The sequence below is a fragment of the Ruegeria sp. HKCCD7296 genome (assembly GCF_013110775.1).
In the GTDB taxonomy this organism is placed as follows: Bacteria; Pseudomonadota; Alphaproteobacteria; order Rhodobacterales; family Rhodobacteraceae; genus Ruegeria.
Map to the genome: position 1 here is coordinate 89124 of NZ_WVRF01000015.1, position 12595 is coordinate 101718.

The following is a 12595-nucleotide window of genomic DNA, read 5'->3' on the forward strand; positions in this document are numbered from 1 at the left end:
TCAGAAAATCAGATTGACCCCAACCCACACCGACACGAGCCCAAGCGCAAGCCCCCAAACGCTCCACAACATGTGACATGCGCGGAAAACCTCCGCCGCCCCGATCTCGCGCGGCGCGTCGCCATTGACCCAGGCCAGGTCCCGCAGCTTTCCATCATAGCTGCGTGGCCCTGCCAGGGCGACGTTCAGCGCGCGAGCCATCGCGGCCTCGGGCCAGCCTGCATTGGGCGAGATATGGCGGCGCGCATCCCCCACAATTTCGCGCCAGCGCGACCGCTGCCCCGAGAGCGCCACGATCAGCACACAGGTCAGGCGGGCAGGGATCAGGTTTAGCAGGTCATCGAACCGGGCCGAGGCCCATCCAAACTCGCTGTACTTTTCATTGCGATAACCGATCATGCTGTCGGCGGTATTCACGGCCTTGTAAATCAGTAACCCCGGCAACCCTGCGACAAGAAACCAGAAAGCAGGCGCAATGACCCCGTCGCTGAGGTTTTCCGCCGCGCTTTCGATGGCCGAACGCGCCACCTGCGCCTCGGTCATGTCCCGCGTATCGCGTGAGACGATCATGGCCACCTGTGCCCGCCCCTCGTCCACTGAGGTCAGCAGACCGTCGCCCACTGCTCGCACATGTTCAACCAGCGATTTCTGTGCCAGCAGGATCGTGCAAAGCAGGATCTCGGCCACAGGCCCCAGCATGGACATTGCCCATCCAAGTCCACATGCACCGCCGACCAGTACGGCAAGCACGCCCGCACCTTTCAATCGTCGTGATGCCCCGTGGTTTAAGCGATTATCCAGCCAGGCAATCAAATTTCCGATCATCACTGCCGGGTGTTTGACGCGCGACCATAGCCAGTCGGGCTCTCCCAGCGCTGCGTCCAGACACATGGCACAGACCAGCATCAGGCCAAGGCTCACAGCGCGGCCTCCAGCCGATCCCACCCGTTTGCAGGCGGCAGCCCGAGGCGCAGGTAGGTGGTCGAATAAGGAAAGATGCGGCTCCAGATATGGGTCTTAGCAAGCCGATCCCGCCATTTCTCGGCATCATCAACCTGATAAAGACGGAACAGGCTTGTGCCGCCAACGACCTCGGCACCTTTGGTTGTCAGCAGCGTATCCAGTCGAGATGCCTCATCTGCCAGCCGCGCACGCATAGAGTCCGCCCAGCCGGTGTCTGACAGGGCCTGAGTTCCGACCCGCAGGGCAGGGCCTGACACCGACCAGGGGCCAGTCAGAGCATTCAGCTGGCCAATCACATCTGGCCGCCCGATCGCAAAACCAAGTCGCATTCCGGCCAATCCCCAGAACTTGCCAAAGCTCTTCAACACGATCACGCCGGGGCGGTCTGCCAGATGGATCAGAGAGGCGTCGGGCGTGACGTCGCAAAAGCTTTCATCAATTACGGTCAGCGGGGCAGAGACATCGCTTTCCAGCCAGATACGCCCGTCGGGATTGTTCGGGTGCACGATCACTCGGGCGTCTCCGGGCGTGTTTGCCTGAACACTCCACCCCTGAGATGTAAAGGCGGCCGCGTGTTCGTTATAGGTGGGTGGCGTGATTTGAACCGTGCCGGATTTAGCCAGGGCTGGGATTCGGGCGATAATGGCTGATGCCCCGGGTGCGGGAAGGATCGCTGCCCCATCCGGCACGTTCCAGAACCGGCGCGCGGCATTGCTAAGTCGTTCAAAAGCACCATGATCCGGCAGCTCAGTCCAATCCCCTGCGGTCAGTCCTGTAATCTCATAGGGATGTGGGTTGATTCCGGTCGACAGATCAATCCAGTCGCCACGTTGACCGCCATATCTGATGATCGCTCTGTCCAGCCCGCCGCCGTGGTCGCGCACCGCGCGTGGGTCCAGACCGTGATCCAATGTGCTCATCTGCTCTCTCTGCGGGAAATGACCGGTTTTGGCGCGTTTCAAGCGGATTTTCGCCTCTTTTACAAGCAAATCCGCTAGATCACGGAGCTGTGGGGGCGCTGTTAACACTTTGTTAAGGAAATAACGAGATCACGGATCACGGGGGTCGGCACCACTCACCATATCAAGTGCCGAGGTTGTTGCAAATGAAAGTTCTGATTGTTGAGAGTAACCCCGACCTTGGTCGGGTCTGGAAAAGGCATCTGGAACGGCAAGGCGCCGAGGTCACGCTGGTCGAGACGCAGGAGGCCGCCATTCTGGCGCTTTACGGCACGGATTTCGAAATCATCGTGCTGGATCTGGTTCTGGAAACCGGCAGCGCATTAGCCGTGGCCGATTTCGCAAGCTATCGCCGCCCCGAGGCGCGGGTGATCTTTGTCACCAACACCACCTTTTTCTCGGACGGTTCGATCTTTGCCCACAGCCCGAATGCCTGTGCCTATGTGCAAAGCGAAACACCGCCAGAGGACCTGGCGGCGATGGTTGAACATTACGCAGCGGGGCGCTGATCGCGTCGGTGCGGTTCCATATAGTCCAGCACAGGGTTCGTCGGGATGATCCGGTGTGGATTGATGCTGTTGTGGCTAAAGTGATAGTGGCGCACGATATGGTTCATGTTCACCGTGGGCGCGACACCCGGCCACTGATACAACTCACGCGTATAGGCCCAAAGGTTGGGGTAGTCGATCAGACGGCGCTTGTTGCACTTGAAATGCAAGTGATAGACCGGATCAAAACGGATCAGTGTTGTGAACAGTCGCCAGTCAGCCTCGGTGATCCGACCCCCTATCAAATACCGATTGCGGGACAGGCGCTCTTCAAGCCAGTCCAGTGTCTCGAACAGCGGGCCCACAGCGGCGTCATATGCTTCTTGTGAAGTGGCGAAACCGGACTTGTAGACGCCGTTGTTCACGTCTGAATAGATGCGGGCGTTGACCTCTTCGATTTCGTCCCGCATCGCCTCGGGCCAGTAGTCATCGGTGTTGCCCGTGATCCCGTTGAAGGCGGAATTGAACATGCGGATAATTTCCGAGCTTTCATTCGAGACAATGGTCTCTTGCTGCTTGTCCCACAGGATCGGCACCGTCACGCGCCCGGAATAGGAGGGGTCAGCCTTGGTGTAGATCTGATGCGCGTAGCTGAACCCATAGAGGTCATCGCCCGTCGCGCCATGATCGTCTTTTTCAAAAGTCCAGCCCTTGCCCAACATGTCGGGGTACACAACAGAGACTGAAATCAGATCGCTCAACCCTTTCAGCTCGCGAAAGATCAGCGTGCGATGTGCCCATGGGCAGGCATAGCTGACATAGAGGTGATAGCGCCCGGCCTCCGCCTTGAAACCGCCCTTGCCGGACGGCCCCGCGTTGCCGTCGGCTGTCAGCCAATTGCGAAATTGCGCCGCGCTGCGTTTGAATGCGCCGCCTGTCGATTTCGTGTCATACCAAGTGTCGTGCCATGTTCCGTCGACCAGCAGGCCCATACCTTTTCCTCCGCAAGAGCGTTTCGTCAAAGATAAGCCCAAGCAGGACCCGTTCCTATGCGAATGGCCGCGCAAAATCCCTGCGTTAGCGCACAGTCGCGGTTGGGATATCCGGGCAACAATTTGTACCGGCTTCGATTTCCGTGATCTCCTTCACTGGATTTTTACAACCTTTCCCGCACAATAGAAGTCATTCACGGGGGAACGGATTAATGAGTACTTATGTTTCAAAGGAAATACGCGCCGAGTTGGACGCTGCCCGAATCGCCACGCTGAAGAAAGCCAGCCGTCTAAGGGTGGAAATGGGCAACAATACCTACAAAATCCTCAAACTGTGGAAGGATGGATTCACAGTTGAGGCTGAAACTACGCCGCGTTTGCGCGGTCTGGTCGATATCTATGATGGGGCCAACCATCTCTACCAATGTCTGATCGTCGCGGACGAAGATGAGGGTGGTGAGATGCGGTATGAATTCAAACGCAGCACGGCGGCGCATGACAGGGCTCCGCTGGATTTCTATCGCGTGCCGGACGCGCCGATTGCTTTGTTGGGGCACGAAGATTAAGGCCTGATTTCTTTCGTTGTACCGGTTTTAGTCAGGCTCCAATGATGGCCATTCAGGCGTTCGACGATGCAATCTGGCCTCATGTCCGGTCTTCGGGCGGTTTTCTCGATCAGGTTAGGATCGAAACGTTAAGTTCGGGGCGTAACCACGGGCGCGGATCGGCGAGGCACAAAAAGTGCCAGCCAAGCTGGCTGGCACCTACGATCAACAGGGCCAGGCAAATCAATCCCAGCCAAATCATGTCTTACTGCAAATCACCGAAGGCCCGTTTCAACCGCGTACAGGCTTCTTCGACCCGCGCGCGCTGGGTGGCGAGGTTGAACCGCTCAAACGTTTCGCCACCCGTTCCGAAACCGGGGCCTGAGGAGGTTGCAATTTTTGCGTCCTCACGCAGGCGGCGGACAAATTCGTCGTGATCCATACCGGTGCCCGAGAAATCGACCCAGGCCAGATAAGTTGCCTGCAAAGGCATCGACCACAGGCCCGGAATCCCGGCAATGGTCTGATCAAACAAACGCTTGTTGCCTTCCAGATGTGCGACCTGGGCATCCACCCATTCGGCCCCTTCCGGGCTGTAAGCGGCGGTGATCATTTCCACGCCCAATGCACCGGGATCGTAATCCAGCGCCTGAAGCCGGTTCTTCATAGCTGTGCGTAGTTTTGGGTCGGGGATGATCATGTTGCCAGTGCGCTGACCCGCGATGTTGAAGGTCTTTGACGCCGCGGTCAGGGTCACGGTCCAAGGCCGTGCATCAGGCGCTGCCACATCCATCGGCACAAATTTGGTGCCGGGGTAAACCAGATCGTGGTGGATCTCATCGGACACCAGGATCAAGCCGTTGCGTTCGGCAAACGCGGCCACAGCGCACAGTTCCTCTGGCGTCCAGACCCGACCCGATGGGTTTTGCGGCGAACACCACAGCAGCATCGTTTCGGACCCGTCCAGCCGCGACTGCGCGTCGTCCAAATCAAGCCCATAGCTGTCGCCATCACGCACCAGCGGGCATTCCACGACACGGCGGCCCGATTTGTTCACTTTATGGGCAAACTCGTGGTAGACCGGGGTGAAGATCACGATGCCATCGCCCGGCTCGGTCCAAACATCCAGCGACAGCGCGATTGCATTGCCCAGACCTTGGGTCGTCAGGATCCAATCCGTGTCGATTTCCCAGTCATGACGGCTTTTCATCCACCATTGGATCGAAGCGAGATAATCCGGGTGCGTCCACGAATACCCGAAAACGCCTTGATCTGCGGCTTTACGCAAAGCGTCGATCACGCAAGGCGCTGTTTGGTAGTCGGAATCGGCCGTCCACATGGCCAGCCCATCCTCGGGTGAGACACCATAGAGCATCTCCATCTTATCCCATTTGGAACTGTTGGTGCCCCGGCGATCGATCAGGTCGTTGAAAGTCATGTCTGCTCCGTTCTGTTGGACGAAAGCTAACCGCAAATCAGGCAGGTGCAAGGGGGGCGTTGCGGCGCGAGGCGGGATGGCCTAAATCAGCCTCATGAAACGCAATATCCTGATCCATCCCGATCCCCGCCTGAAGAAGGTCTGCGCGCCCGTGGGCGACCTAACGGACGAGCTGCGCAAACTGGCTGATGACATGCTGGAAACCATGTATGACGCGCCCGGCATCGGCCTGGCCGCGCCGCAGATCGGTGTGCTGGATCGGTTGATTGTTCTGGATTGTGTCAAAGAAGAAGGTGAAACCCCGCGCCCCCTGATCATGTTCAACCCCGAGGTCATCGCATCATCGGATGAAACCAATGTCTATGAGGAAGGTTGCCTGTCGATCCCCGATCAATACGCCGAAGTGACCCGCCCTAAGGTGGTGGATGTCACCTGGATGGATCAAAACGGCAATCTGCAGCAGGAAACCTTTGATGGGCTTTGGGCCACCTGCGTGCAGCATGAGATTGACCATCTGAACGGCAAGCTCTTCATCGACTATCTCAAACCGCTGAAACGACAAATGATCACGCGCAAGATGCAAAAGCTGAAACGCGAGAAAGCGCGCTCATGACCGTGCGCACCTGCTTGCCCTGGCCGGACAAACGTCTGCGCACCAAAGCGGATGAGGTGGCTGAAATCACCGATGAAATTCGCGCCGTGTGGGATGACATGATTGACACGATGGAAGCGATGCCCGGTGTTGGTCTGGCCGCGCCACAGATCGGTGTGATGCTGCGTCTGGCCGTGGTTGATGCTTCAGCAGAACGTGGCAAGGCCGTGCGTCTGGCGAACCCGGAAATCCTGCACAGCTCGATCGAACTTCGCGAACATGAAGAGGCCAGCCCGAACTTGCCCGGCGTTTCGGCCAAGATCAAACGCCCGCGTGCAGTGACCGTAAAGTTCCTGAACGAACAGGGTATGGTGGACCGTCGTGACTTTGTCGGGATCGACGCTACCAGCGTGCAGCATCAGATCGATCACCTGAACGGGAAGATGTTTTTCGACCGTCTCAGCAAGGTCAAACGCGACATACTGCTGCGCAAAGCCAAAAAGCAGGGGTAAAGATGCGCGTTATCTTCATGGGAACCCCGGATTTCTCAGTTCCGGTGCTGGATGCGCTGGTCGAGGCCGGGCACGAAATTGCTGCTGTCTATTGTCAGCCTCCGCGCCCCGCTGGTCGCGGCAAGAAAGACCGCCCAACGCCCGTTCACGCCCGGGCCGAGGCTCTGGGCTTGCTCGTGCGCCATCCCGTTTCGCTGAAATCAGCCGAGGAGCAAGACGCCTTTGCCGCGCTGAACGCGGATGTGGCCGTTGTGGTGGCTTACGGCCTGATCCTACCGCAAACCGTTCTGGATGCGCCCAAGCATGGGTGCCTGAACATCCACGCCAGCCTGCTGCCGCGTTGGCGCGGGGCTGCGCCGATTCATCGGGCGATCATGTCCGGCGATGCCGAGACCGGGATTTGCATCATGCAGATGGAGGCTGGTCTGGACACTGGTCCGGTTTTGCTGCGGCAGGCAACTGAAATTGAATCCGAAGAAACCACCGCGCAACTGCATGACCGGCTTTCGATCCTTGGGGCCGTGTTGATCGTCGACGCACTTGCCAAGCTGCCGGACCTGGTGCCCGACCCGCAACCTGAGAGCGGTGTGACCTATGCCGCTAAGATCGACAAGTCTGAGGCGCGCATCGACTGGAGCCGCCCGTCGGTCGAGGTTGACCGGAAAATCCGGGGCCTTTCGCCTTTTCCCGGGGCTTGGACCGAAATGGATGGTGAACGCATCAAGCTGCTGGCGTCGCGCCTTGCAGAGGGGCATGGTGCACCGGGTGAGGTTCTGAACCAGGATCTGCATGTGGCTTGTGGGCAGGGGGCCGTTGAACTGCTGCGCTTGCAAAGGGCAGGCAAAGGCGCGCAGGATAGGGAAACGTTTCTGCGGGGCTGGGCAATACCAACTGGCGCTCGGTTATCTTCGGAGTAGAGCCATATGTTCATGGTGTTGATGGGCACCGTCGTGATTGCGGGGATCGTGGGCTACCTGTCCGAACAGACCGGTTTTACCCATAACGGCTATTTGCAATCGATCATCATCTGTGTAGGCGGGGCATTTTTGTTCTATTTCTTGCGCATCATGTTCGGCATCAGCTTTGGTCCTCCGGGTCTGGATGCGGTGATCTCATCCGTTGGTGCCCTGATCATTGTGCCGACCCACTGGAGGAAATGAGATGCCCATTGTCGCCCTGATCGTCATCGGTGCTGCCGCCGGATTTCTGGCCACCCGACTGATGCGGATCGAGGCGGATATCCCGACAACCATGTTGATCGGCATTATTGGGGCTCTGATCGGCGGGCTTCTGCTGCGGTTTTTGGCGACGGTAATGGGCTGGATGTCTGGCTTTGTCGGGGCGATCCTTGGTGCGTTGCTGGTGATCTGGATCTGGCAGACTTACCTGCGCCGCTAACCCCTTGACCTAGTACCTTTTGCCCGGCCAGATCGTGTCTAAACGATTTGGAGGATCTTGATGCAGTACGATCTGAAGCCTGGGGATGTAGCCCTGATGGGGGTGCCTCTGGATCTGCATTCCTCGTTCCTGCAAGGCCCGGCCTTTAACCCCGGACGCATCCGCGAGGCGCTGCATTCCGGCGCCGCCAACCTGACTGCTGAGGATGGCACTGATCTGGGTGCAAGCATGCGATTTTGCGATGCCGGAGATCTTGACGTGTTCGAAATGCGCGGACAGGAACCGATTGACCGGATCGAAGCCGAAGCAGCCAAGCGGATCGCAACTGGCGCGCGCCTGTTGTCTCTGGGCGGGGATCATTCCGTAGCCTATCCGCTGATCAAAGCCCATGCGGATCGTTACCAAGGGTTGAACATCCTGCATATCGACAGCCATCCTGATCTGTACGACCAGCAAGACATCGGCCCACTGGGCCATGGCTGTCCCTTTGCGCGGGTGATGGAGAATTGCCCGATCAACCGATTGGTGCAGGTCGGCATCCGCACCATGAACGCCCATCAGCGCGAACAGGCTGATAAATTCGGGGTCGAGGTGATCGACATGCGAAACTGGAGCCCCGACCTGCAGATTTCCTTTGATGGCCCTGTCTATTTGTCACTGGATCTGGATGCGCTGGATCCTGCTTTTGCCCCTGGTGTCTCGCATCACGAACCCGGAGGGCTGAGCACGCGCGAGGTCATCGACCTGATCCACCGGTTCGAAGGTCAGTTGGTCGGGGCAGACATTGTCGAGCTCAATCCGCATCGCGACCCTTACGGTATGACCGCAATGGTGGCCGCAAAATTCATCAAGGAAATCGGTGCGCGCTTGCTGACGGGGTGATTTACCGCTCGTCGCAGACCGTGGCCGATCCAAGCGCCGGAGCACCCCGCGTGGTCATGTCGTATTGGTTCGCCTCAGCGGCGGTCATCCAGTGCATGCTGTCGGCTGGGGCAGCGAACAGGGTATACCAGTAAAACTCCGCATCCACTCCGATGTCTTTGAAATAGTCCAGGTACCGGTCATGTTCCGGGTCGTCCTCGGGCAATTCTGTCGCCACCAATCCCGATCCGGCCCAGCTGTGAACGCCGACACAGGCCCCCGGCTGCAGGGTGCGGCGGTTTCCAGCCAGAAACAGATCGGTGCCGCCGCTGGCGACCAGACCGTTTGAAGGAACGACCGTATCGAAACCGGCCCTGCGCACTTCGCGGCTGAAGATGACATTGGCATCATCGTCCACTGATCCTTCGATGTATTGAAGAACCAAAATTCGGGCTTCGGGGTTTTTTGCGATGACCTCCTCAAAAGCGGATAACGTTGTTTCATCAATTGTGCCGGAGGCAATGATCTGGTCGCCCTGCGCAACGAAACTGACTGGTGTGTAGTATTCCCCGCATGAGGCTAGCAGGGTCAGACAGGCTGCAAATGATGTTAGTCTAAAGATCACGCTGGCCTCCGGGCTGCAATGTTCACAGAGGTATCAGCACATTGCTTTGACGTCCATCGACAGGCTCAGTTGCGCGGTGGGCGGCTTTTGTAGACGGGCAATTGCCAGCCAAACACCGGTGACCCGGCCCGCAAGGCCCAGCAGACCAACGCGCACAAAGCCAGTGCAAGCGCGGGCTCCGTTCCGGCCTGAACGGCCAGAACTGCCGTCAATGACCCCGCAAAAGCACATGAAACACAAAGCTCGCCCTGCTTCAGCACCAGCGGCACCTCGTTGCAGACCACGTCGCGCATCAGCCCGCCCAGACACCCGGTTGTTACGCCCATCAACACGACGATGACGCCGGATTGGTCCAATGACAGCGCAGCGCCTGTACCGGCAGCGACGGCAACCGACAGAGCGAAACTGTCCAGCCAGATCAGCCAGTTGTAGCGGCTTTCCATCAGGTGTGCGGTAAAGAACACCAGCACTGAAGCGGCAACGGCGATCAGGATGTAATCCGGCTGACCGACCCAAAAGATCGGATGTCGGTCCAACAACAGATCACGCACTGTGCCGCCGCCGACTGCGGTCAAGCAAGCCATGAAAGCAAACCCAACAAGATCCAGCTGGGCACGGCTTGCCACCAAAGCCCCGGTCAGAGCAAATATCAGGACCGAGGCGTAATCCAGCAACGAAAGCGCGGTCACACCTGCGCCTTCTTAGGTTTGAATGGGGCCATGCCCGCGCGGGCCAGTTCGTCGGCCTTTTCATTCTCTGGGTGGCCCGCATGACCCTTGACCCATTCCCAGGTCACATCATGCCGTTCTTGCGCTTCGTCCAGGCGTTGCCACAGATCGACATTCTTTACTGGCTTCTTGTTCGAGGTCTTCCAGCCATTGCGCTTCCAGCCAAAGATCCAGCCGGTGACGCCGTTCTTAACATAGGCGCTGTCAGTCACGATGGTGATTTTCGAGGAACGCTCAAGCGTTTCCAAGGCCGAGATGGCGGCCAGCAACTCCATCCGGTTGTTGGTTGTCTCGGCCTCGCCCCCGTTTAACTCACGCTCTTTCAAGACAGTGTCCCCGTCCATTGCACGCAAAAGCACGCCCCAGCCTCCGGGGCCTGGATTGCCGGAACAGGCACCGTCGGTATAGGCAAACAAGTCAGGCATGAGCAAACACCAGCATGTATCCTTCGTAAGACCCGGCCAGACCTTTGCCCATCCCTTTGACGGTGCGGTCAATCGTGAACCCAGCCTGGGTCAGAGCGTCTTCGATCTCGGCTTCGGTATAATAGGTAAAGTAACGTTCAAGCGCGTCCCTGTGTTCGCCCGTGCCCAGTTTCATGCCCAAAAACAACTGACCTTTGGGCTTTAGGGCTTCATGAATTGCCCGAAGGTGGCCGGGGAAATCTGTGCGCGGCGCATGAAGCAAGGAGAAGCTGGCATAAACACCATCATAGACGGACGTCTCCGTGACGTCGTTGAACGTGCCCAAATGCGCATCCACGCCGTTGTCGCGGGCGTGGTCAACAAAGGCAGGCGTTACGTCCAGCGCCCGTACCGTCAGCCCTTGACGCATCAGAAAGCTGCTGTCTGATCCGGGCCCGGACCCCAGGTCCAGCACATAGCCCCCAGTGTCGACTGCATCAGCAAATGCCTGGCGCGCCTCAAGCTGTTCCGGCGGCAACGGGATATTCAGATACTCGGCCAATCGGTTGGTGTAGGCGCTGATCGTGCGTTTGTCGGTCACATATAAACTCCGACGGCAAGGCTGGCGACAACGACGGCGGTCAGCAGGACGCGCAACCGCATCCACCAGACCGGCGTCAGCCGCCAAAAAGTGAACAGGGCATCAAGAATCAACAAACCGGCAAACCCGTAAATCAGGTTTGTACCTGCTTGAACCGGTCCGCCGCCTGTCATGAAAAAGGCCCAAAGCGCGGGCAGGACCGACAGAGTGTAGCACAAACCTGCCTTGCTGCCCGAGGTTTTAGTTGCAAAGCCCCAAAGAACACCTGACATGAAACTCAAGATGACCGAGCCATAAAACAACTGCACGTACGGTCCCACAAAACGCGCGCCAAGGTTTTGTGCGCCCCAGGCATTCAGGTCGCCGCTCAGGTAGGTCAGCGCACCCCAAACAAACGGGATCAGCCCCGCGAGCCCCAGAAAAAGCGGCGCCTTTGGTACTCCGATCACGCTGGTTGCCTCAGGACGCGGGGGACTTTGAATTCGACGTTCTCGACGGCTGTCTCGACCAATTCGACGGTGACATCATAATGCGCGCGGAAGGCGTCGATCACTTCGTTCACCAAAAGCTCTGGGGCCGATGCGCCTGCGGTGACGGCCACGGATGAGATCCCATCCAACGCGCGCCAATCGATCTCGGTGGCGCGCTGCACCAGTTGCGCGTATTTGCAGCCCTCGCGCGAGGCGACCTCGACCAGACGGCGCGAGTTCGATGAGTTCGGCGCACCCACAACCAGCAGAGCGTCTGCCTTAGGCGCCACGGCCTTGACGGCCTCTTGCCGGTTCGTCGTGGCATAGCAAATGTCTTCCTTGTGTGGTCCGACAATGGCCGGGAACCGGGCCTGAAGCGCGGCTATGATGTCTTTGGTGTCATCAACCGACAGGGTGGTCTGGGTTACAAAAGCAAGTTTCTTCGGATCGCGAACATCAACCGTGGCCACATCTTCGACGGTTTCAACCAACAGAACATCGCCCTCGGGCAATTGTCCCATGGTGCCAACGGTCTCGGGATGGCCCTTGTGGCCGATCATGATCATCTGCAACCCCGCATCCGCATGGCGCTGTGCCTCGACATGCACTTTCGAGACCAACGGGCAGGTCGCGTCCACATAGATCATCTCGCGCTTTGAGGCCTCTGCGGGCACTGACTTCGGGACGCCATGAGCGGAAAATATCACCGGACGATCATCAGGGCATTCATGTAGCTCCTCGACAAAGACCGCGCCCTTGTCTCGCAATCCGTCGACGACAAATTTATTGTGCACGATCTCATGGCGCACATAGACCGGAGGTCCCCATTTTTGCAGGGCCATTTCTACGATCTTGATGGCACGATCCACACCGGCGCAGAAACCCCGGGGAGCGGCAAGGTAAAGTGTCAGTGGTGGCTTTGTCATTGAGTTGTCTCCTTAAGGCACAGGTAAGTCTTTTCACGGCCTTGGTCCAGACAGGAGATCGTCATTCAACTGACACGAATCGATGCTAGTCAG

Annotated in this window: 18 protein-coding genes; 8 read left to right on the forward strand and 10 right to left on the reverse strand. The window is 58.3% G+C overall.

Translation table 11 applies throughout. The annotated features are described in order from the left end of the window. Positions 1-921, reverse strand: coding sequence for an adenosylcobinamide-phosphate synthase CbiB (gene cbiB / locus GS632_RS17830; protein WP_171180822.1), 921 nt, complete (start codon positions 919-921; stop codon positions 1-3). Then, positions 918-1883, reverse strand: a complete 966-nt coding sequence (locus GS632_RS17835; RefSeq protein WP_171238797.1) for a threonine-phosphate decarboxylase — start codon at positions 1881-1883, stop codon at positions 918-920. The genes cbiB and GS632_RS17835 overlap by 4 nt, the downstream gene beginning before the upstream one ends. A 185-nt stretch (positions 1884-2068) precedes the next feature. Between GS632_RS17835 and GS632_RS17840 the strand changes: the two genes are divergently transcribed. Further along, entirely contained in the window at positions 2069-2431 is a 363-nt protein-coding gene (locus GS632_RS17840; protein ID WP_171180820.1) for a response regulator transcription factor, read from the forward strand. Here the strand turns inward: GS632_RS17840 and GS632_RS17845 are convergent. Next, on the reverse strand, positions 2413-3402 hold the full coding sequence (locus GS632_RS17845; protein WP_171180818.1) for a glutathione S-transferase family protein: 990 nt from the start codon (positions 3400-3402) through the stop codon (positions 2413-2415). The two genes, GS632_RS17840 and GS632_RS17845, sit on opposite strands and share 19 nt — an antisense overlap. A 212-nt stretch (positions 3403-3614) precedes the next feature. Here GS632_RS17845 and GS632_RS17850 point away from each other — a divergent pair, with 212 nt between their 5' ends. Beyond that, positions 3615-3968 (forward strand): hypothetical protein, encoded by a 354-nt coding sequence (locus tag GS632_RS17850; RefSeq protein ID WP_171180816.1) that lies wholly within the window; start codon positions 3615-3617, stop codon positions 3966-3968. 244 nt (positions 3969-4212) lie between these two features. On the opposite strand, the gene GS632_RS17855 is transcribed toward GS632_RS17850, so the two are convergent. Next, entirely contained in the window at positions 4213-5385 is a 1173-nt protein-coding gene (locus tag GS632_RS17855; protein WP_171180814.1) for a MalY/PatB family protein, read from the reverse strand. Positions 5386-5479: 94 nt separating this feature from the next. Here GS632_RS17855 and def (GS632_RS17860) point away from each other — a divergent pair, with 94 nt between their 5' ends. From def (GS632_RS17860) to speB, 6 genes are read left to right on the forward strand one after another with little or no spacing between them, the layout of a single operon-like run. Beyond that, positions 5480-5998, forward strand: a complete 519-nt coding sequence (def, locus tag GS632_RS17860; RefSeq protein ID WP_171096140.1) for a peptide deformylase — start codon at positions 5480-5482, stop codon at positions 5996-5998. Then, entirely contained in the window at positions 5995-6489 is a 495-nt protein-coding gene (gene def / locus GS632_RS17865) for a peptide deformylase (protein ID WP_171721889.1), read from the forward strand. The genes def (GS632_RS17860) and def (GS632_RS17865) overlap by 4 nt, the downstream gene beginning before the upstream one ends. A 2-nt stretch (positions 6490-6491) precedes the next feature. Continuing rightward, positions 6492-7406 carry a methionyl-tRNA formyltransferase gene (gene fmt, locus GS632_RS17870; RefSeq protein WP_171180810.1) on the forward strand — a complete coding sequence of 305 codons (915 nt, stop codon included), beginning with the start codon at positions 6492-6494 and terminating at the stop codon, positions 7404-7406. Between the two features lie 6 nt (positions 7407-7412). Beyond that, positions 7413-7649 (forward strand): hypothetical protein, encoded by a 237-nt coding sequence (locus GS632_RS17875; RefSeq protein WP_171180808.1) that lies wholly within the window; start codon positions 7413-7415, stop codon positions 7647-7649. A gap of 1 nt (position 7650) precedes the next feature. Further along, complete coding sequence (locus tag GS632_RS17880) at positions 7651-7887, forward strand: GlsB/YeaQ/YmgE family stress response membrane protein (protein ID WP_171180806.1); 237 nt, start codon at positions 7651-7653, stop codon at positions 7885-7887. 60 nt (positions 7888-7947) lie between these two features. Beyond that, positions 7948-8769, forward strand: coding sequence for an agmatinase (gene speB / locus GS632_RS17885; RefSeq protein WP_171721890.1), 822 nt, complete (start codon positions 7948-7950; stop codon positions 8767-8769). A gap of 1 nt (position 8770) precedes the next feature. Here speB and GS632_RS17890 read toward each other — a convergent pair whose 3' ends face one another. The 6 genes from GS632_RS17890 to ispH form a co-directional block, all read right to left on the reverse strand. After that, positions 8771-9373 carry an alpha/beta hydrolase gene (locus GS632_RS17890; protein WP_371732328.1) on the reverse strand — a complete coding sequence of 201 codons (603 nt, stop codon included), beginning with the start codon at positions 9371-9373 and terminating at the stop codon, positions 8771-8773. Positions 9374-9438: 65 nt separating this feature from the next. Next, positions 9439-10062, reverse strand: a complete 624-nt coding sequence (locus tag GS632_RS17895; RefSeq protein ID WP_171721891.1) for a TRIC cation channel family protein — start codon at positions 10060-10062, stop codon at positions 9439-9441. Continuing rightward, complete coding sequence (gene rnhA / locus GS632_RS17900; RefSeq protein ID WP_171180800.1) at positions 10059-10526, reverse strand: ribonuclease HI; 468 nt, start codon at positions 10524-10526, stop codon at positions 10059-10061. The genes GS632_RS17895 and rnhA overlap by 4 nt, the downstream gene beginning before the upstream one ends. Further along, positions 10519-11106: a methyltransferase domain-containing protein gene (locus GS632_RS17905; protein WP_171721892.1), complete on the reverse strand. Its 588-nt coding sequence runs from the start codon at positions 11104-11106 to the stop codon at positions 10519-10521. The genes rnhA and GS632_RS17905 overlap by 8 nt, the downstream gene beginning before the upstream one ends. Next, a complete protein-coding gene (locus GS632_RS17910) occupies positions 11103-11555 on the reverse strand; it encodes a DUF3429 domain-containing protein (protein WP_171180796.1) in 453 nt (150 codons plus the stop codon). The genes GS632_RS17905 and GS632_RS17910 overlap by 4 nt, the downstream gene beginning before the upstream one ends. Continuing rightward, entirely contained in the window at positions 11552-12502 is a 951-nt protein-coding gene (gene ispH / locus GS632_RS17915; protein ID WP_171180794.1) for a 4-hydroxy-3-methylbut-2-enyl diphosphate reductase, read from the reverse strand. The genes GS632_RS17910 and ispH overlap by 4 nt, the downstream gene beginning before the upstream one ends. Positions 12503-12595: the final 93 nt, after the last annotated feature.

Excerpts from the sequence above, each read along its gene's own strand:
- GS632_RS17835 (WP_171238797.1), bottom strand. The coding sequence starts at position 1,883 with ATGAGCACATTGGATCACGGTCTGGACCCACGCGCGGTGCGCGACCAC.
- GS632_RS17840 (WP_171180820.1), top strand. The coding sequence starts at position 2,069 with ATGAAAGTTCTGATTGTTGAGAGTAACCCCGACCTTGGTCGGGTCTGG.
- GS632_RS17845 (WP_171180818.1), bottom strand. The coding sequence starts at position 3,402 with ATGGGCCTGCTGGTCGACGGAACATGGCACGACACTTGGTATGACACG.
- GS632_RS17850 (WP_171180816.1), top strand. The coding sequence starts at position 3,615 with ATGAGTACTTATGTTTCAAAGGAAATACGCGCCGAGTTGGACGCTGCC.
- GS632_RS17855 (WP_171180814.1), bottom strand. The coding sequence starts at position 5,385 with ATGACTTTCAACGACCTGATCGATCGCCGGGGCACCAACAGTTCCAAA.
- def (WP_171096140.1), top strand. The coding sequence starts at position 5,480 with ATGAAACGCAATATCCTGATCCATCCCGATCCCCGCCTGAAGAAGGTC.
- def (WP_171721889.1), top strand. The coding sequence starts at position 5,995 with ATGACCGTGCGCACCTGCTTGCCCTGGCCGGACAAACGTCTGCGCACC.
- fmt (WP_171180810.1), top strand. The coding sequence starts at position 6,492 with ATGCGCGTTATCTTCATGGGAACCCCGGATTTCTCAGTTCCGGTGCTG.
- GS632_RS17875 (WP_171180808.1), top strand. The coding sequence starts at position 7,413 with ATGTTCATGGTGTTGATGGGCACCGTCGTGATTGCGGGGATCGTGGGC.
- GS632_RS17880 (WP_171180806.1), top strand. The coding sequence starts at position 7,651 with ATGCCCATTGTCGCCCTGATCGTCATCGGTGCTGCCGCCGGATTTCTG.
- speB (WP_171721890.1), top strand. The coding sequence starts at position 7,948 with ATGCAGTACGATCTGAAGCCTGGGGATGTAGCCCTGATGGGGGTGCCT.
- rnhA (WP_171180800.1), bottom strand. The coding sequence starts at position 10,526 with ATGCCTGACTTGTTTGCCTATACCGACGGTGCCTGTTCCGGCAATCCA.
- ispH (WP_171180794.1), bottom strand. The coding sequence starts at position 12,502 with ATGACAAAGCCACCACTGACACTTTACCTTGCCGCTCCCCGGGGTTTC.